Source organism: Trinickia sp. (assembly GCF_035492435.1).
Lineage (GTDB): Bacteria > Pseudomonadota > Gammaproteobacteria > Burkholderiales > Burkholderiaceae > Trinickia.
The window spans coordinates 1-17656 of record NZ_DATJJF010000026.1; the positions used below are offsets into that span (position 1 = coordinate 1).

General features: G+C 59.1%; 16 protein-coding genes. 9 read left to right on the plus strand and 7 right to left on the minus strand.

Annotation, left to right across the window (positions count from 1 at the left end; all coding sequences use genetic code 11):
- Nucleotides 1–190, plus strand: a 190-nt coding sequence (locus tag VL598_RS02240) for a YidC/Oxa1 family membrane protein insertase (RefSeq protein WP_325325074.1), incomplete at its 5' end; no start/stop codon positions are given.
- A gap of 205 nt (nt 191–395) precedes the next feature.
- Here the strand turns inward: VL598_RS02240 and VL598_RS02245 are convergent.
- The 5 genes from VL598_RS02245 to VL598_RS02265 all read right to left on the minus strand — a co-directional run bounded on the left by VL598_RS02245 (nt 396) and on the right by VL598_RS02265 (nt 8055).
- Nucleotides 396–1952: a methyl-accepting chemotaxis protein gene (locus VL598_RS02245; RefSeq protein ID WP_325325075.1), complete on the minus strand. Its 1557-nt coding sequence runs from the start codon at nt 1950–1952 to the stop codon at nt 396–398.
- 234 nt (nt 1953–2186) lie between these two features.
- Nucleotides 2187–3566, minus strand: a complete 1380-nt coding sequence (locus VL598_RS02250; protein WP_325325076.1) for a glutamate decarboxylase — start codon at nt 3564–3566, stop codon at nt 2187–2189.
- A gap of 72 nt (nt 3567–3638) precedes the next feature.
- Nucleotides 3639–5294 (minus strand): bifunctional aspartate transaminase/aspartate 4-decarboxylase, encoded by a 1656-nt coding sequence (locus tag VL598_RS02255; RefSeq protein WP_325325077.1) that lies wholly within the window; start codon nt 5292–5294, stop codon nt 3639–3641.
- Nucleotides 5295–5353: 59 nt separating this feature from the next.
- A complete protein-coding gene (gene aspT, locus VL598_RS02260; RefSeq protein WP_325325078.1) occupies nt 5354–7096 on the minus strand; it encodes an aspartate-alanine antiporter in 1743 nt (580 codons plus the stop codon).
- Between the two features lie 536 nt (nt 7097–7632).
- Complete coding sequence (locus tag VL598_RS02265; RefSeq protein ID WP_325325079.1) at nt 7633–8055, minus strand: transcriptional regulator; 423 nt, start codon at nt 8053–8055, stop codon at nt 7633–7635.
- Nucleotides 8056–8444: 389 nt separating this feature from the next.
- Here VL598_RS02265 and mnmE point away from each other — a divergent pair, with 389 nt between their 5' ends.
- The 4 genes from mnmE to VL598_RS02285 all read left to right on the plus strand — a co-directional run bounded on the left by mnmE (nt 8445) and on the right by VL598_RS02285 (nt 11176).
- On the plus strand, nt 8445–9848 hold the full coding sequence (mnmE, locus tag VL598_RS02270; protein WP_325325080.1) for a tRNA uridine-5-carboxymethylaminomethyl(34) synthesis GTPase MnmE: 1404 nt from the start codon (nt 8445–8447) through the stop codon (nt 9846–9848).
- 79 nt (nt 9849–9927) lie between these two features.
- Complete coding sequence (locus VL598_RS02275) at nt 9928–10305, plus strand: single-stranded DNA-binding protein (RefSeq protein ID WP_325325081.1); 378 nt, start codon at nt 9928–9930, stop codon at nt 10303–10305.
- Nucleotides 10306–10385: 80 nt separating this feature from the next.
- The gene (locus tag VL598_RS02280; protein ID WP_325325082.1) at nt 10386–10685 is read left to right on the plus strand and encodes a hypothetical protein; all 300 of its coding nucleotides are present in this window, start codon (nt 10386–10388) and stop codon (nt 10683–10685) included.
- 179 nt (nt 10686–10864) lie between these two features.
- Complete coding sequence (locus VL598_RS02285) at nt 10865–11176, plus strand: hypothetical protein (protein WP_325325083.1); 312 nt, start codon at nt 10865–10867, stop codon at nt 11174–11176.
- 42 nt (nt 11177–11218) lie between these two features.
- Here VL598_RS02285 and VL598_RS02290 read toward each other — a convergent pair whose 3' ends face one another.
- On the minus strand, nt 11219–11536 hold the full coding sequence (locus VL598_RS02290; RefSeq protein ID WP_325325084.1) for a DUF190 domain-containing protein: 318 nt from the start codon (nt 11534–11536) through the stop codon (nt 11219–11221).
- A gap of 231 nt (nt 11537–11767) precedes the next feature.
- Between VL598_RS02290 and glgX the strand changes: the two genes are divergently transcribed.
- Entirely contained in the window at nt 11768–13957 is a 2190-nt protein-coding gene (gene glgX / locus VL598_RS02295) for a glycogen debranching protein GlgX (protein WP_325325085.1), read from the plus strand.
- A gap of 100 nt (nt 13958–14057) precedes the next feature.
- Nucleotides 14058–14627 carry an HdeD family acid-resistance protein gene (locus tag VL598_RS02300; RefSeq protein ID WP_325325086.1) on the plus strand — a complete coding sequence of 190 codons (570 nt, stop codon included), beginning with the start codon at nt 14058–14060 and terminating at the stop codon, nt 14625–14627.
- A gap of 167 nt (nt 14628–14794) precedes the next feature.
- Here VL598_RS02300 and VL598_RS02305 read toward each other — a convergent pair whose 3' ends face one another.
- The gene (locus VL598_RS02305) at nt 14795–15706 is read right to left on the minus strand and encodes a LysR family transcriptional regulator (protein WP_325325087.1); all 912 of its coding nucleotides are present in this window, start codon (nt 15704–15706) and stop codon (nt 14795–14797) included.
- 146 nt (nt 15707–15852) lie between these two features.
- On the opposite strand from VL598_RS02305, the gene VL598_RS02310 reads away from it, so the two are divergent.
- Both VL598_RS02310 and nfsB read left to right on the plus strand, forming a co-directional pair.
- Nucleotides 15853–16860, plus strand: coding sequence for a zinc-binding alcohol dehydrogenase family protein (locus VL598_RS02310; RefSeq protein ID WP_325325088.1), 1008 nt, complete (start codon nt 15853–15855; stop codon nt 16858–16860).
- A gap of 84 nt (nt 16861–16944) precedes the next feature.
- Nucleotides 16945–17598 carry an oxygen-insensitive NAD(P)H nitroreductase gene (gene nfsB / locus VL598_RS02315; RefSeq protein WP_325325089.1) on the plus strand — a complete coding sequence of 218 codons (654 nt, stop codon included), beginning with the start codon at nt 16945–16947 and terminating at the stop codon, nt 17596–17598.
- Nucleotides 17599–17656: the final 58 nt, after the last annotated feature.

Genomic DNA, 17656 nt, shown 5'->3' on the forward strand with positions numbered 1-17656 from the left:
GAAGCTGAACCCGACGCCGCCCGATCCGGTCCAGGCGAAGATGATGATGTTCATGCCGCTCGCTTTCTCGGTCATGTTCTTCTTCTTCCCGTCAGGCCTCGTGCTGTATTACGTCGTCAACAACGTGCTGTCGATCGCTCATCAGTACTACATCACGCGGATGATGGGAGCGCAGAAGAAGCCGGCTTAACGTGCTCAGTGCCCTTCGGTTCAGGGCATTCGGCAACGCCAGCATCAATGCAAATCGCCCGGCTTTTAGCCGGGCGATTTTTTTTTTGCCGCATTGCTCGGGTTCTCAATTCTGAGCAGACAGGGTCGGCGCGCTTTTGTGCGCCGACGTTGCCAAGCAGCGGAGGCTGGGGTGCAAGTTGGTGCGCGGGACTGCTCGTGGCCTCTTACGCAGCAGCGAGCCTGAATGTCGAAACGGCGACTCTCAGATCGTCTGCCTGCGAATCCAGCGAGCTGGCGACTGCCGCAGCCTGCTCGACCAGCGCCGCATTTTGCTGCGTGACTTCGTCCATCTGCGAGACCGCTTGGTTGACTTGGCCGATCCCCTTGCTTTGTTCCTGCGATGCGGCGGTAATTTCTCCCATGATGTCGGTCACACGTCGAATCTCAAAAGTGATCTCGCTCATCTTTTCGCCCGCTTCTCGCACGTAGCCCGCACCTGCCTGCACGCGTTGCTCCGAAGCGTGGATCAGTTCCTTGATTTCCTTGGCCGCCGACGAGGAGCGCTGCGCGAGTGAGCGCACTTCCGAAGCGACCACCGCAAACCCTCGCCCCTGCTCACCTGCCCGAGCGGCTTCGACGGCTGCATTCAGCGCGAGGATGTTGGTCTGAAAGGCGATACCTTCGATGATGCCGACGATGTCGGCAATCCTGTCTGAACTGGCGTTGATATCCTCCATCGTTTTTACGACGTGAGACATGACGGCGCCACCCTGTTCGGCCACCTCGGCGGCTTGTGCCGCGAACTGGTTAGCTTGTTTGGCATTCTCGGCATTCTGGCTGACGGTCGACGTCAATTGGTCCATGCTCGCAGCGGTCTCCTCAAGCGAGGCGGCCTGCTCCTCGGTGCGCTGCGACAAATCCTGGTTGCCCGCAGCGATCTGATGCGTCGCGGTGGCGATCGAGTCAGCGGACGCCTTGATTGAGCCGATTGTCCGCGTGAGCTGCTCCTGCATGCGCTTCATCGAAAACAGCAAGCTCGATCGATCGCCTGGCATTGTCTTCACCGCCACCGTCAGATCGTTATCAGCGATCCGGTTTGCCATCTCGGCGGCATACGAGGGCTCACCGCCCAGTGAGCGAAGCATGGTGCGGTTAAGCAACACAACGATAACGGACAGGAAGCCGGACACTACCAGCAGAATTTCGAAAGCATGGTAGAGCGACGCGTGAAATGCCGCGTCGACCTCGTCGATATAGACACCGGTCTGAAAATTCCAGTCCCATGGCCGAAACGAATCGCTGTAAGAGAGTTTCGGGACAATCTCGTTGGTCCCCGGCTTGGCGAACCGGTATTCGACAAATCCGTTGCCGTCTCGCTTGATCAGATCGACAGTGGCCTGATAGAAGTGAAAGCCATTGGGATCCGCGAAATTGCCCACATCCTGGCCTTGGAGCTGTGGCAACGTGGGATGCATCAAGATGACGGGCCGCGAATCGAATATCGTGAAATAGCCGGTGCCGTCTTTACCGTACCGCATTCGTCGAACCGCCTCGAGTGCCCGCTTTTTGGCTTCATCCACCGAAAGTCGTCCGGCATCTGCCTCGTCGGCATAGGTCTTGACGACCGCAAGTGCCAGATCGGTCGCGTGCATCAAGTCCGTTTTGCGGTCTTCGAGTTCCGATGCCCGCATTTGGTAGGCGTCGGTAATGGATATACCGAGAAAGCACACAAAACTTAAGATCAACGGCAACCATAACTTCTGCGCAAACGACAGCTTCATATCTGGAGAGCCTATTCTTTGAGTACCTGCACTTGGCTCCTGGGAGAAAAACCGAGCCGATTTTTGCAGTAGATCTCTGGATATCGGCACAAGCGAGTTCGAGCGAAATTCAAAAACTTGAAATACTGCCTTTCGGAAGTCAAGAAAGGGAAAATGCTAGGGCGACGCCCGGTTTTTCGCTGGACGCCACCGCTTCATTAAAGATTTCACTGCCCGTTTGCGGACACGCTTGTCTCAGCACTTTGCCAATGCCGTCTTCTCCGCCGCATGCGCGTGGAGCTTCGGCGGTGTCGCGGTTCCACCGTGCTGTTCGAGATACTTGCACGCATTGATGATGTCATTGCCCAGCAGTTCGGCGACGGTCCGATTGATGTGTGGCCGGACCACGACACGCAGGCTCGTTACCGCCTCGGCGTTGGGCGGCATCGAGTAAGCGGAGAGTACCCAACCTTTTTCGCGGACCTTGTTCGACACATCGAACTCGTTGAAATTCTTGACCTTCTTGTCGAGCGTGACCGCCACGACGGGAATGCGCTGTGTCTCGTTCATGATCGTGAAATAGCCACTCTTTATAAGCATCTCGCGCAGTTCCATCGCGTTGTCCAGCGTATGCTGCATGACGCGCTTGTAGCCATCGAATCCCAGCCGAATGAACAAGTAGTACTGGACTGCGATCTGAAAGCTGTTACGGCTGAAGTTCAGTGTCGCGGTCGGCATTTCTCCGCCCAGGTAATTGACGTAGAAAACGAGGTTTTCATTGAAAACCTTGCGTTCGCGGAACACCACCCATCCTAGTCCCGGGGGCGCCAAGCCATACTTGTGCCCGGATGCATTGATCGACTGCACGCGCGGCAGTCGGAAGTCCCACTTGTAGTCGGGATACAGAAACGGATTCACAAAGCCACCCGATGCTCCGTCGATATGCATCGGAATTGAAATACCGGTTCGCTTTTCGTAGTCGTCGAGCCAATCGTGAATGCCCTGAATGTCGTCGTCTTCGCCCGTGAAGGTTTGTCCGGCGATCGCGACGACGGCAATCGTGTTTTCGTCGACGTACTTGTCGAGTTCCTCGGCCGTCAATCGATAGTTGCCTGGCTTTAGCGGCACGATGCGCGGTTCCACTTCAAAATAGCGCAGAAATTTCTTCCACACGATTTGCACATTGCCGCCCGTCACCATATTGGGCTTGCTCGCGTCCTTTCCCTCCCTTTCGCGCTTCTGACGCCAGTTCCACTTGTGCGCGAGGCCGGCCAGCATGCAGGCCTCTGATGAACCCACTGTCGCCGTGCCATACGGTTCCACGCCTGCCGGGCCGTTCCAAAGCTGATGCAGCCACTTCACCATCCGAGTTTCCATGGCGAACAGCTGCGGGTACATATCGTGATCGATATAGTTCTTGAACACGTTGCGTCTTGCCGTCTCCGCCGCTTCGGGCTCCGCCCACGTCGTAACGAAGGACGACATGTTCAGCATTTGATTGGCATCGGTCCACTCTGAACTGATAACGATCGCGGCCGCTGCACGTGCGGACATCCCGCTTGGCGGAAACTCGTTTTCGGGAATCGGAAAGTTGAATTCGTCGTAAGGTGTGATTTTCTCAATTGGCGTAGCCATGTGAGACTCCTCAACGTCCAAAGACGTCTTCTGTGTGCACCGCCGGCCTGACGGGCAATCTGCGGCCGGAACCTATAAGACCTTGCCCTTGTCGAGTTGCTTGCCGGTCGCCGCGTTGTAGCGTTCGACATAATCGGCAAGCAACGCGCGGATCGCTCGCCCGATCTTTCGGTAGTCCGTCTCGTTTAGATTGGCGAGTGACACGCGCCCAGACGGATGCTGCGTGCCGAACCCCCGCCCCGGCAACAACACGACGCGTGCTTCCCGCGCGAGCCTGAAAAGCAATTCGGATGGCTTGGCATTCTTGACCAACCACTCGACGAAGTCGCGGCCGTAGGCCCGCGCGCCGAGAAACTCCATATCGAGGATCGTGTAGTAATCAACCTGGTTCGGATCGTCATCTTCGAATGAAATGCCGATCTCCTCGTACAGGGCTCTCTTGCGGCTGCGAATCAGGCGTTTCACGGCTTTCTTGTACGCATCCGGCGTATCCATCAATGAGAACAACGAGAACAGCACCATCTGCACCTGCTGGGGTGTCGAGAGTCCTGCTGTGTGATTGAGCGCGACGGTCCGACTATCCGCAACGAGGCGATCGATGAACTTCAGATTGTCTGGATCCGTCGTGATCGATTCGTAGCGTGTATGCAGTTCCTTCTTCACATCTTTCGGCAATTCGGCGAGCAGCCGATCGAGGACGGTTTCACGATGCGTTGCAATCGCGCCAAGGCGCCATCCCGTCGCGCCAAAGTACTTCGAGTAGGAATAGACGAGGATCGTGTTTTTCGGCGCGAGTGCGAACAGCGACACGAAGTCATCGGCAAACGTGCCGTACACATCGTCTGTGAGCAGGATCAGGTTGGGGCGTTCTTTGATGATTTCGGCAATGTATTCGAGGCTTTCATCACTAATCTTGACCGAGGGGGGATTGCTCGGGTTCACGAGGAAGAACGCCTTGACCTTCGGGTCCCGTAGCTTGTCGAGTTCTTTTTTTGAATACTGCCAATCGTTCTCCACGTCGGCGTCGAGATTCACGACGTTCAGTTGGTAGTCGTTCAGCGAGGGAATCTCGATGTAGGGCGTAAAAATCGGGCGGCCCAGTGCAATCGTGTCGCCGACCTTGAGCAGGCGATTCTCGCGCATCGTATTGAAGATGTACGTCATCGCCGCCGTGCCGCCTTCGACGGCGAAGATGTCGAACTCCCCAATGAACGGACGCTTGCCGATCATTTCGTGCCGCAAATACTGTCCGACGATGATCTCCGAGAGCTTCAACATCCGATCCGGCACCGGATAGTTCGAAGCAAGGATGCCTTCGCACATCTCATAGAGAAAATCGTTCGCCGAAAGCCCGAGTTGGTCGCGCACGTACGACACCGCGCCCGCAAGGAAATCGATGCCGGGCAGGCCCTTGTTCTCGCGCACAAATAGTTCGAAGCGCTCGGTGAGTCCTTCTCGCTTCGGAAAGCCGCCGAGACCTTCCGGCAGGTAAGCAAACGAACGCTCCGATTCGCGCATGGCAAAAAGACCCAGTTGCCAAAAGCCGTGACGCGGGATCGTTGCCAGAAAGTTCGGATTGCCTCGGCCGGCGTTGAGCATCGAAATGTTTTCGGCTCGTTCGACCACCCCGCCTCCAGCCGCCTTGATCAGTTCGTCTTTCAGCTCAAAGGGGCTGAGTGCAGCCAGTTTTGCTGCTGCCCCAGCGTCCGGCATTTCGGACTTTGCCATCTCACACCTCCAGCATGAAGTTTCCCGGTCGATCCACATCGGGAACAGAGAGTGCCGAACTAACTCAGGATCATTACAACGACCATCCCCCAGATAGTCAGCAACGTGTTGCCCACCGCGTAGGTCACCGTGTATCCGAGGCCAGGAATCTGACTCTTGGCAACATCACAGACCATTCCGAGCGCTGCTGTCGTGGTTCTTGCGCCGGCACACACGCCGAGCAGGATGGCCGGATGGAATCGAAACACGTATTTGGCAATCAGCATCCCGAGAATCAGCGGCACGGTCGTGGCGAAGATGCCCCACAGGAACAGGCTCACCCCCAGGTGCTGCAGACCAGAGACAAACCCGGGCCCGGAAGTGATGCCGACGACTGCGATGAACACATTCAGACCCACCGAGTTCATGAACCAGACGGTGGGTTCCGGGATGCGCCCGAAGGTGGGATGAATAGCGCGCAACCAACCAAACACGATGCCGGCGATTAACGCGCCGCCGGCGGTCGACAGCGTAATGGGAATGCCGGCGACCTTGAGGACGATCGCACCGATCAGCGCGCCGAGAGTAATCGCAAGGCTAACGAAGGCCACGTCCGTCACATTCGTCGGCCGATCCAATACGCCTAGCGCCTTTGCGGCGGCCGTCGTGTCCTGGGTGCGGCCGACGATCGTGATGGTGTCGCCACGTAGCAGCTTTGTGTTTGGCAGAACCGGGATGGGGGTCTCTGTCGGGCCTCGCTTGATCTTTCTGAGGAAGACACCGCGCGCCGCAGGCAAAGTGGCGAGCTCCTGCAACGTCTTGCCGTCCACCGTCTTCTCGGTCACATAGACGTCGACGCCCTCTGCCGGCACGGAGAGCAATTCAGGATCGTCGACTTCCACGGCCTTCACCTGAAGCGAGACGGGTCGATCGTCGCCGTTGCCGGCTTCCACGCCCCTCGCTCCCAGCAGAGAAACAAGCTGATCGCGGGGGCCGGCTACCGCGACAACGTCACCGGGCTGCAGTACGAAATCCAGGGTCGCTTCGTGGACAGTGCCGGCGCGCCTGATGCGCTCTATGAAGAGCCGCATGCCTTTCGGCTCGAGGGCTTCAACTTGACTTACCGTCTTGCCGACGGCCAAACCGTCCTGCGGAATCTTGTATGCGCGCAGCTCATATTGGTGCCATGACTGGCCCGCGCCACCCAGTTCCTTTGTACCACCGAGATTGGCCTCATACTCCTTGCATGCCGCAACCAAATCGATGCGCAGCAGCTTCGGTCCAAAGGTGGCAAGAATGATTGCAGAACCGATCGTGCCGAAGATGTATGAAACCGCGTAGGCTGTCGGCATCGCATCAAGCAGCGCCTTTGTCTGATCCGCCGGCAGGCCGAGCCGATTGATGGCGTCAGTGGCGAGACCCATCGATGCTGAGATCGTCTGAGAACCTGCGAAAAGTCCAGCGGCAGACCCGACGCTGTAGCCCGCCAATTTTGCGGCGAGAATGGCCGCCGCCAAGGACAACACGCCCTGAACGACCGAGAAAATCGCCTGGGGCAGGCCATCCTTAGCGATGCCGCGCACGAACTGGGGCCCCACCCCGTATCCCACGGCGAACAGGAACATCAAGAAGAACACCGACTTGACGTTGGGCGATACCGTGATGTTGAGTTGCCCGATCGCGATAGCCGCAAGCAACGTTGCCGTCACGGCACCCAGACTGAAGCCCTTGAAGCTCTTGCCGCCGACCCAGTAGCCGATTCCAAGGGAGAGAAATATGGCGATCTCGGGGTAGCGCCGTAGTGTTTCCGCTAGCCATGACATGATAGCTCCCTCCACTTAACTTCTTCGCTTGGAAACTCAAGGTGGCTCAATATGGAGATCGATGTTTGAAGCTGTGGGCGACCACGAATCGTGGTACGAAAAGAGGCACGCTTGGAATGTGAAAGTGCTCACGCGCGTTCTACTCGCAATCTTTCTCATCGCAACGATGACCCGCTGGATGTCAGTTGCGTTTTTCATTGACTGCGTTTGAAGAAGAGTGGCGCCGAAGCGCAGGAGCTGCCAGCTCATTCTGGCTGCGAGCCAAATTCTTCAGGCTCATCCATGGGGCTGCCGGCCTGTGACGGCACTTCATGCAATATCTGGCAAGAAGCTCGAACCGCACAATAGGACCTTGGTCCAATAGTCGCTAATTCGGGCCGATCCGCGCGCTATGGTCGCGTATTTTTTAAAGCCCTTTGGATGTGGGCCAGTCCACCGAACGAAAGATCGGCAAGACAACGACAATCATTCCATTCGAGACGGAAGTAAAACGATCGTAAATGGCGGACGTTTACGGTCACGATTCGCCGTGCGTTTCAGCGATCCGATCCTTCGCCGTAGAACTGTGCGACCAATTCCTGCACCAAGTACCGATGGTGCGGCGAAAGCGCTTCGATCTTCGAAGCGAGCTCGATCGTCTCCGGCGTCAACGGGTATTTCTCGTCGCGCGGCAAAGGTTTCGGTGTGGACTGCGAAGCCGGGCTCGGCGGCGGCCCATAGTGGAGCCAGTGCAAGTCGACGCGCAACCATTCGGCGAGCGTCTTCAATTTGTCTGCCGTCGGAATCGTGCGCCCCGTCAGCCATTTATGGGCTGTTTGAGGGGAGATTTGATGTTCGCCGCGATGGCGCAAGTTGAAATGCAGCGCGAGCTGCGTCCCCCCCGTCACTTTCTCGGGGCTGCGTTGGAGGGCGAACTTCAGGCGTTCGGTGAACGCTGCTTTCTCGTCGGCGGTTGGCATCGCAAAATTGTGCAATTGAGCCAACGCGAAGGAGACAACCGGGCACGACACGTTTAGCCCGCTCAGGCGCACATTTAGCTGGACTGGGTGCGTTTTGGCGCATGACTCAGCGTTCGCGCATAAAACTCGAAACCAAGCCGGTCGCGGCTCGTAGCAAAATCGAGGTGATTTCTCCTTCTCGTAGTCCGAAGATTACACTATCTTGCCTGCGATAAATCGAATTTGTGATAGGCACCGCTGGAAGTGGCTCGAGAGCCCCGGAACAGCACCTGCCGCGCGCTACAATGCCGGCCACGCCTCATTGAGGAGGCATCCGATTCGGCCGTGCAGAAGACGGCCCGCCGCCCACGCCGTGACGCACCGCGGCTCATACCTATTCGCCCAACATCATGTTCGCCATCGATTCCGACCCCGTTGTTGCCATTGCCACCGCTCCGGGGCGAGGGGGAATCGGCGTCGTGCGGATTTCGTGCGGTCGCGCTGGGGATCGGGCGGCCGCGGCGCTAATGCATGCGCTTTGCGGACAACGGCTGGCGCCGCGTCACGCGAGCTATGTGCCCTTTATGGATGCCAGCGGCAGCGTGCTCGATCGCGGGATCGCCATTTATTTCGCCGCGCCGCACTCGTACACCGGCGAGGATGTGATCGAGTTGCAAGGTCATGGCGGCCCCGTCGTGCTTCAGCTCGTTTTGCAATGCTGCCTGGAGGCAGGAAAGGCGTTTGGCTTGCGTCTCGCTGAACCCGGCGAATTCACTCGGCGCGCGTTTCTCAACGACAAGCTCGACCTCGCTCAAGCAGAGGCCGTGGCCGACCTCATCGAGGCCAGCACCGAGGCCGCCGTGCGCTCGGCCGGGCGTTCGATGGAAGGTGCTTTTTCGCGAGAGATCCGCTCGCTCGTCGATGAAGTCATTGCACTGCGCATGCTCGTTGAGGCGACGCTCGATTTTCCGGAAGAGGAGATCGATTTTCTGGAAGCGGCAGATGCGCTCGGCAAGCTCGCGGCTATCCGCGAACGGCTGGACCACGTGCTGCGCGAAGCACGGCAAGGGGCGCTGCTGCGCGAGGGGTTGTCGGTTGTGCTGGCGGGGCAGCCGAATGTGGGTAAGTCGTCCTTATTGAATGCGCTGGCCGGTGCCGAGCTTGCAATCGTGACGCCGATCGCGGGGACGACGCGCGACAAGGTTGCGCAAACCATCCAAATCGAAGGCATTCCGCTGCATGTGATTGACACGGCGGGGCTGCGCGAGACAGAGGACGAAGTCGAGAAGATCGGTATCGAGCGGACATGGGGCGAAATCGAGAAGGCTGACGTCGTCTTGCATCTGCTCGACGCTCGAACGCGCATGACGGCCGAAGATGAGACGATCGCCACACGCTTTCCGGTTGGCGTACCGGTGGTGCGGGTGTTGAACAAGACGGACTTGACCGGCAAGGGGCCTGAGGTCAATCAGCTGGTCGTGGACAACGGTAACGGCGAGGTCTGCGAGATTACGCTGTCCGCCAAGAAGAACGAAGGGATCGATTTGTTGCGCGCGCAATTGCTGCGCATTGCAGGTTGGCAGGCTGGTACAGAGAGCGTTTATCTGGCGCGCGAGCGTCATCTCATTGCGCTGCGTGCGGCACAAGCGCATCTCTCGCTCGCGGCTGAGCATGGCGATGCGGGCAATCAGACGCTGGATTTGTTTGCCGAGGAACTGAGGCTTGCGCAAGATCAGCTCAATTCGATCACCGGGGAATTCACATCGGATGATTTGCTGGGGGTGATTTTCAGTCGGTTTTGTATTGGGAAATAAGGGGTCGACGCCCCAGGCTAGAGGCAGCGCGGACCATGCCGTCGCACTGCCGGCGCAGCAATCGAACAGGAGATGCCAGATGATTGATGGACTGATAGCTGGGCGACTATATGGCGAAGCCCAGATACGGACAGGACAGAACGGGAAGCGGTATGTGACGTGCAAGGTGCGGGCCACTGCCGGCGACGGGGAAACACTTTTCGTCAACGTGATCGCTTTTGACGACGACCTCCAGACCGCCCTGCTTGCCCTCAGTGACGCAGACAGCGTGACGCTTACAGGCGCCCTGACGCCAAAGGTTTGGACGGACAAGAACGGACTTGTGAAGCCTGCGCTCGATATGGTTGCTCACGGGCTCCTGACGGCGTACCACGTTCGCCGCAAGCAGCAGACCGTCAGCGGCGAATCAGCATCGCAAGACCTTCGCGCTCAGGATCATCTGCAGGACCCGCTCTGAGTCCGACCGTCTGCGCGCGACGGTCGCGGATATCCAGCGACATCAAGTCGCCGACGCTTCGCAACGTCGCGACGCGCTCGGTGTTCTTCCACAACGGGCGCTTTCACAACCTGGAAGATGTGATGCGCTTTTATGTCGAGCGTGACACCTCGCCCGGTAGGTGGTATCCGTTGCTCGCGAACGGCAAGGTCGACAAATACAACGATCTGCCGCCCCGCTATCGCGACAACATCGACGTTGCTGATGCGCCGCTAGACCGCAAGCCTAGCGCAAAGCCCGCGCTGAACGAGGGCGAGATTCGAGACGTCATCGCATTTATGCAGACATTGAACGATGGCTATTCGACCACGCCCGGTGGTCCGAAAACGCAGGTACGTTAAGGGTTAAGGACTGCTGATAACCAACGGCTCAAGGTGGATCTCGCCATCGCTACAAGCTCATGTACTCCAAGGTTATTCTGGGCGATTAATACTAACCGTTGTGGCAAGCTCATCGCGGTGCTCGGCTTATGCAGGCGAACACGTTCTCTCGCCACGCATCTCTTGCAGACGGAACCGTTATGAGCGATTCGAAACAGATCACGGCCTATGTTCAGAACGAGTCCGGGCAGCTTGTACCGCTCGACGCAGCGGTAGGCTCTCTGATTCTTGAGTTCCCCTCGGGCGATTCGCTAGAAATTGCGTGGGACGGCCCGCAACTGGACGGTCGTCCAGTCACTGCACAGATCTGGGGAGGACGGCGTATGCCAGGCACGGCAGAAACAGAGCCCGAGCTTGACGAGCTGCGGCGACGCACATGCCAGGTAGCTCTCCTGCCAGGCGCATGTAACCTTGTCATGGTTCATCCGCATTCGTATAAAAAGCGTCAGTAACTCAGTGCGTGTGCGCGAGCCACATCACCAACACGATCGATGTCAGCCCTCGCCCGTCATGCCGAACTCGGCCGGCGTCATCACATAGAAGACGTTGACGCCTTCGTCTCGCAAGCGCCCCAATAGCCGCGCAGCCTCGTCGGAATTGACCACCATCGTCACCTCAATCGGTTGATCGGCCAGCTCGAAGAAGTGCGCCGAGTGAATCTTGCGATGATGACCAAAGCCTTCGGCTGCCGCAATCAACGTTGCACCACCAATGCCGATTCGGCGTGCTTCTTCGACGAGCCACTGGCCTAAGGGCAGTCCATGATGTTTGCGATCCTGCTGCGTAAAGAAGGTCAGTTGATAGCCTTGCATGGTTGCCTCCCCGATCAACGCCAGAAACCCTCAAACGATAAGACCGAGGCCGAACCCCAAAGTGTTATCGAAAGCGAGCCTGCGACGTTAACATCGCCACGGCTCGCTTAACGATATAAAGGATTACAACACTCGCTGTTGCCTCTACAGCGACGGCACCCCGCTGCCGTCCTCGAGGAATGAGCCTTGCTGCCGGTTCACCTTCGACAGGCAACTTCAGCAAGGACAACCATGCCCGGCGCGACGCCCATTGCCGAAGGTCTACCGTTCCCATTGGGCGCCACATGGGACGGTCGAGGCGTCAATTTCGCGCTCTTCTCCGCCAACGCGACGAAAGTCGAGTTGTGCCTTTTCGACGACGACGGAGAGCGCGAACGAGAGCGCATCGCGTTGCCCGAATTTACCGACGAGGTCTGGCACGTCTACCTGACGGGCCTACGGCCGGGTGCCGTCTATGGTTATCGCGTGCATGGCCCCTATGAGCCTGAGCGCGGTCATCGGTTCAACCCGAACAAACTCCTTCTCGACCCCTATGCGAAGTCTCATGCCGGCAACCTGAAATGGAACCCTGCCATATTCGGTTACACGCTCGGCGAACAAGACGCTGACCTCACGTTCGATGAGCGAGACAGCGCACCATTTGTACAAAAGTGCGTCGTCGTGGATCAAAGCTTTTCGTGGACCCACCCGACGCGGGTGCGCGTGCCGTGGGACCGCACGATCCTTTATGAAACACACGTGCGCGGCTACACCCAGCGTCATCTCGCCCTGCCTCCCACGCTGCGCGGCACTTTCGAAGGTCTTGGGCAAAAACCGGTCGTCAATTATCTGAGGAGCCTCGGGGTTACTTCGATCGAATTGATGCCGATTCATGCGTTCGTCAACGACAGCTATTTGCTAGACAAAGGCCTCACGAACTACTGGGGCTATAACACCATAGGCTTCTTTGCGGCCGACCGTCGCTACTTCGCCCGCGGCCCCGGTGCCATCGACGAGTTGAAGCAGATGGTCGACTGCTTTCACGAAGCCGGTCTCGAAGTCATTCTGGACGTGGTGTACAACCACACGGCGGAAGGCAACGAGCGCGGGCCGACCCTATCGTTTCGCGGCATCGATAACGCCTCCTATTACCGTCTGATGCCGAATGAACCACGCTACTACATCAACGATACAGGCACCGGCAACACGCTGAACCTGTCCCACCCGCGCGTGCTGCAAATGGTCACGGACAGCCTGCGATATTGGGTCAACGAAATGCAGGTCGACGGCTTCCGCTTCGATCTCGCCACCATTCTCGCCCGCGAGCCCTATGGTTTTGACGAAGGCGGCGGCTTTTTGCACAGCTGCCGCCAAGACCCCGTGCTATCGGGCACCAAACTGATCGCGGAGCCCTGGGACTGCGGCCCGGGCGGTTATCAGGTAGGTGGCTTTCCGCCTGGATGGGCCGAGTGGAACGATCGCTTTCGCGACACGGTGCGCGCGTTCTGGCGCGGCGACGACGGCATAGCGTCAGAGCTCGCCAGCCGAATCACCGGCTCCGGCGACAAGTTCAACCACCGCGGCCGGCGGCCATGGGCGAGCATCAATTTCATCACCGCCCATGATGGCTTTACGCTCAACGATCTCGTCTCTTATAGCGAGAAGCACAACGAGGCCAATCTCGAAGACAACAGAGACGGACATGCCGACAACAAGTCCTGGAACAGCGGCGTTGAAGGACCGACGAACGACGCTCAGGTACGTGTACTGCGCGAGCGCCAAAAGCGTAACCTGCTCGCGACGCTGCTGTTGTCGCAAGGAACGCCGATGTTGCTAGCGGGCGACGAGTTTGGGCGCACGCAGCAAGGCAACAACAACGCCTATTGCCAGGACAACGAAATCAGCTGGGTCGACTGGGAAGGCATCGACGAGGACGGGCGCGCACTCAGGGAGTTCGTCGTCAAGCTGACCACGCTGCGTCACACGCTCCCGGTGCTGCGACGCGGCCGCTTTCTAACCGGTGCGTTCAACGAGGAACTTCAGCTGTCCGAGGTGAAATGGATGAGTCCGGCGGGCGTCGAACTCACTTCCCAGCAATGGGACGATCCGCCGATGAAATGCTTTGGAGTCCTAATCGATGGACGCGCCCAAGTGAGCGGCATCCGCAAACCTGCATCGGATGCCACGCTATTGCTGGTGCTCAACGCGCACCATGACGTAGTCGAATTCAAGTTGCCAGAGATTCCCGGCAGCGATCAGTGGAGTTGCTTGATCGATACGAACGTGCCGGTGCGCGAGGAATTGCCCGAGTTCGAATCGGGCGACATCTACCAAGTCACCGGTCACTCGCTATTGCTCTTTGCGCTTCATGCGAAAGGTCAGACGCAGCGAATCTTCGAGAGGCTCGAGAAAAAACTGACAGAAGAAGGCGGCACGACGTAGGGGCTCCGCGTCACGCGTAGCAGCGACTGGCTTGGGCTCGCTCGACGCAGCTCGCGTGACACGGGAAAAGATCACACCTGAACGAAAGGAGGACAGTGCAATGGATCAATTGCTTCGAGGTGCATGGTGGATGCTGGTGCTGCGAGGCGTGGTGGCAGTGCTCTTCGGGGTGTTCGCGCTGGTTTGGCCCGGACTCACCCTGTTTTTGCTGATCGGGATGTTCGCGGCATACGCGATTGTCGGCGGAGTCGCGTCGATTGTCGCCGCTATCCAGCAGCGGGCGCACCGCACCGACTGGTGGGTGCCCTTGCTGTTCGGTCTCAGCAGCGTCGCGGCTGGCGTCATCATGTTATTCGTGCCCGGACTCGGCGCGCTCGTTCTGATCTCGATCATGGGCGCGACGGCGCTCGTCACCGGCGTATTCGACGTCATTGCCGCTATGCGGCTCAAGAGTCGCGGCCGCAGCGCGTGGATGATGTTTCTTATCGGCGCGGTATCGGTGATCTTCGGCGGCCTTGTACTGCTGTACCCATGGGCGGGTGCGCTCGCGCTTGTCTGGATGGTGAGCGTCTACGCAATCATTTCAGGCGTTTTCTTGATCGCCCTTGGCATTCGTGCGCACAATTGGCGTCAAGAGCCGATCGGTGCCCAGCCAAGAACGGCAACGTAATCTAACTTTCAGGAGTCCTAAATAACTGAGCGTGATGCTACCGAGATAAGGAAGGGAGACGTCGGCGAGTGCCGTACTTCGGTGCTGCGTCGCCGTCTCGTACTGGCGGCCCGGTACTCGCTGCCCTGCATTTGCGTTGTACCGTTGCACGTCATTGAAATTCGAAGCTAAGCCGGCAATCGATCCATCAGCGCATCGACGCGCTCTTTGAGCGCCGCGTGTAAGCGCCGGATAGCCGGAAAAAACTGCTTCCGATGCGGGCACACGAGATTGAGCGGCGCCGCCTCGCCACGCTGCTCCGGCAGTAGGACTTCGAGGCGGCCTGCGCGCACGTCGGCGCACACATCGATCCACGACTTGTAAGCGATGCCGCGTCCATCGACCGCCCAACGCCGCGCCACATCGGCATCGTCACACACGAGCGAACCGCTCACGGCGATTTGCTTTTTCTCGCCGCGCACCGGGAAAACCCATTTGTCGTAGACCCGTCCTCCCAGCGCATAAAGGAGGCAATGATGTGCGGCGAGGTCGTCCAGGCTGCGTGGCCGGCCATGCCGCGCGAGATATTCAGGTGCGGCGACCAGCACGCGCCGGTTCTCTTCTGCCAGCGGCAAAACCACATAACTCGCGCTCTCCGCCACGCCGTAACGGATCGCGATGTCGACCGGATCTCGAAACACGTCTGCAAGCTGGTCGGAGAAAAAGAGCCGCAGCGACAGCTTCGGGTGCGCCTCGCGGAAGTCGGTCAGCCACGGCAGCAAAACGTTACGCCCGAGATCCGACGGCACGGCGATCTGCAACAGGCCCTGTAGGGCATCTTCTTCGCCGCGAAGACGCTCGCGCCCTTCCCGCAGAACAGCCAAAACCTCTCTCGCGTAGGGCAGGTATTGTTCGCCTTCCGCCGTGAGCCTCAAGCTGCGCGTCGAACGGGCAAATAGACGGACGTCCAGCTCGCGTTCGAGCCGCTGGATCGCCGCGCTGACTTGGCCCGGCAGCAGATCCGCTTCTCGCGCGGCATTCGAGAAGCTGCCCAGCGCCGCGGTGCGCTCGAAAAGGCCTAGGTCGTCGAGCCGAATCATTTTCACTCCTGCTGTGAAAGTTCTTCCCGATTGTCGCCGTTTTTCGTTAAGCGCGGGTGGCGGATCATTGTGGTCATTGCGGGCTCCATGAAAGCGTGGTGCTGCCCGCCCCTCACTGTCACCCCTTTTTAATGTCAGGAAGAAAAATGAAAGCGATCGTCTACAGCGAGCACGGCTTGCCCATTCAGGACGCACGTTCGCTCTATGAGATGGAGTTGCCGAAGCCGGAACCGCAACCGCGCGATCTGCTCGTCAAAATTCGCGCCATCGCCGTGAACCCGGTGGACACGAAGGTGCGCCGCGGTATGTCGACAGATACGCCGCGTGTGGTCGGCTGGGATGCCGTCGGTACCGTGGAAGCCGTGGGCGCGGCGGTGACGCGCTTTAAGGCAGGCGACGAGGTCTACTATGCAGGCTCCCTGATCCGGCCTGGCTGCTACGCCGAATATGGCCTCGTTGACGAGCGCATCGCCGGTCATAAGCCGAAATCGCTCGACGATGCACACGCAGCCGCTTTGCCGCTCACATCGATGACAGCGTGGGAGTTGCTATTCGATCGCCTCGGCGTGGCCGAAGGCGGCGGTGACGGCGATGCGCTGCTGATCATCGGCGCGGCGGGCGGCGTGGGTTCGATACTGACGCAACTTGCGCGTCAGTTGACGAAGCTGCGCGTGATCGGCACGGCGTCGCGGCCTGAAACGCAGCAGTGGGTACGTGAGCTCGGCGCGCACGACGTCATCGATCATTCGCGTCCGCTCGGCGCCGAACTGCGCGCACTCGGCGTTGAAAACGTCCGATATGTTGCGGGCCTGACAGAGACGGAAGCTCACTATCCGCAGATCGTCGAAGTGCTCGCGCCGCAGGGCAAGTTCGGCGTAATCGACGATCCGAAGACGCTCGACGCAATGCCGCTCAAGCGCAAGGCGATTTCGCTGCACTGGGAATTGATGTTTACGCGGTCCCTTTTTGAAACGCCGGATATGATTCGGCAGCACGAGATTCTCGAGCGTGTGGCCGCCCTCATCGATGCGGGCACCCTGCGCACGACGCTCGGCGAGCACTTTGGCACCATCAACGCCGACAACTTGCGGCGCGCGCATGCGCTCATCGAAAGCGGCCGCGCGCGCGGCAAGCTCGTGCTCGAAGGCTTTTGATCGATTGGCGCCGCGTGGCGAAGCCGGCGCGGCGCCTGCTTTACCGCCCATCATGGGTTGGTTCTCTCAAGGAGTTTTTTGGTAATGAATGTCATCGACGCCATCCAGACCCGTTACACCACAAAGGCGTTCGAGCCCGGCCGCTCGCTGCCGCAGGCATCGGTCGACGCGCTGCTGGCCCTGCTGCAGTACTGCCCCTCCTCGGTCAACTCGCAACCGTGGCACTTCGTGGTCGCCTCGACGGCCGAAGGCCGCGCGCGCATGGCTAAGGCCACGGCGGGCACTTACGGCTTCAACGAGTCGAAAGTGGTGAACGCTTCACACGTGATCGCACTTTGCATGCGCACCGACTTGGATGCCGCTCACCTCAACGCGGTCCTCGAGCAAGAAGCCCGCGACGGGCGTTTTCAGTCGGACGCCGCGAAAGCAGGCCAGGACACGGTGCGTCGTACGTTTGTCGACATCCATCGCTACGAGCAGCGCGATATGGCGCAGTGGATGGAAAAACAGGTGTATCTCGCGCTCGGCAGCTTGCTGACCGGCGCGGCGGTGCTCGGTATCGACGCCACGCCGATGGAAGGCTTCGATTCGCGCGCGCTCGATACGGAGTTCGGCCTGCGTGAGCGTGGCTTGACCAGCGTGGTGATGGCCTCGTTCGGTTATCGCAGCGAGGAAGACTTTAACGCCAAGCTGCCGAAGTCGCGTCTGCCGCGCGAGGAAGTGTTCACGTTTATTTGATCGTAACCGTTGCGCCGAGCGTCCGGCTGCCGGACGCTCGGCGCAACGGCGTCTTCCA

What these genes read in the sequence shown, in the direction of transcription:
- VL598_RS02245 (WP_325325075.1), bottom strand. Translation starts at nt 1,952, where the DNA reads ATGAAGCTGTCGTTTGCGCAGAAGTTATGGTTGCCGTTGATCTTAAGT.
- VL598_RS02250 (WP_325325076.1), bottom strand. Translation starts at nt 3,566, where the DNA reads ATGGCTACGCCAATTGAGAAAATCACACCTTACGACGAATTCAACTTT.
- VL598_RS02255 (WP_325325077.1), bottom strand. Translation starts at nt 5,294, where the DNA reads ATGGCAAAGTCCGAAATGCCGGACGCTGGGGCAGCAGCAAAACTGGCT.
- aspT (WP_325325078.1), bottom strand. Translation starts at nt 7,096, where the DNA reads ATGTCATGGCTAGCGGAAACACTACGGCGCTACCCCGAGATCGCCATA.
- VL598_RS02265 (WP_325325079.1), bottom strand. Translation starts at nt 8,055, where the DNA reads ATGCCAACCGCCGACGAGAAAGCAGCGTTCACCGAACGCCTGAAGTTC.
- mnmE (WP_325325080.1), top strand. Translation starts at nt 8,445, where the DNA reads ATGTTCGCCATCGATTCCGACCCCGTTGTTGCCATTGCCACCGCTCCG.
- VL598_RS02275 (WP_325325081.1), top strand. Translation starts at nt 9,928, where the DNA reads ATGATTGATGGACTGATAGCTGGGCGACTATATGGCGAAGCCCAGATA.
- VL598_RS02285 (WP_325325083.1), top strand. Translation starts at nt 10,865, where the DNA reads ATGAGCGATTCGAAACAGATCACGGCCTATGTTCAGAACGAGTCCGGG.
- VL598_RS02290 (WP_325325084.1), bottom strand. Translation starts at nt 11,536, where the DNA reads ATGCAAGGCTATCAACTGACCTTCTTTACGCAGCAGGATCGCAAACAT.
- glgX (WP_325325085.1), top strand. Translation starts at nt 11,768, where the DNA reads ATGCCCGGCGCGACGCCCATTGCCGAAGGTCTACCGTTCCCATTGGGC.
- VL598_RS02300 (WP_325325086.1), top strand. Translation starts at nt 14,058, where the DNA reads ATGGATCAATTGCTTCGAGGTGCATGGTGGATGCTGGTGCTGCGAGGC.
- VL598_RS02305 (WP_325325087.1), bottom strand. Translation starts at nt 15,706, where the DNA reads ATGATTCGGCTCGACGACCTAGGCCTTTTCGAGCGCACCGCGGCGCTG.
- VL598_RS02310 (WP_325325088.1), top strand. Translation starts at nt 15,853, where the DNA reads ATGAAAGCGATCGTCTACAGCGAGCACGGCTTGCCCATTCAGGACGCA.
- nfsB (WP_325325089.1), top strand. Translation starts at nt 16,945, where the DNA reads ATGAATGTCATCGACGCCATCCAGACCCGTTACACCACAAAGGCGTTC.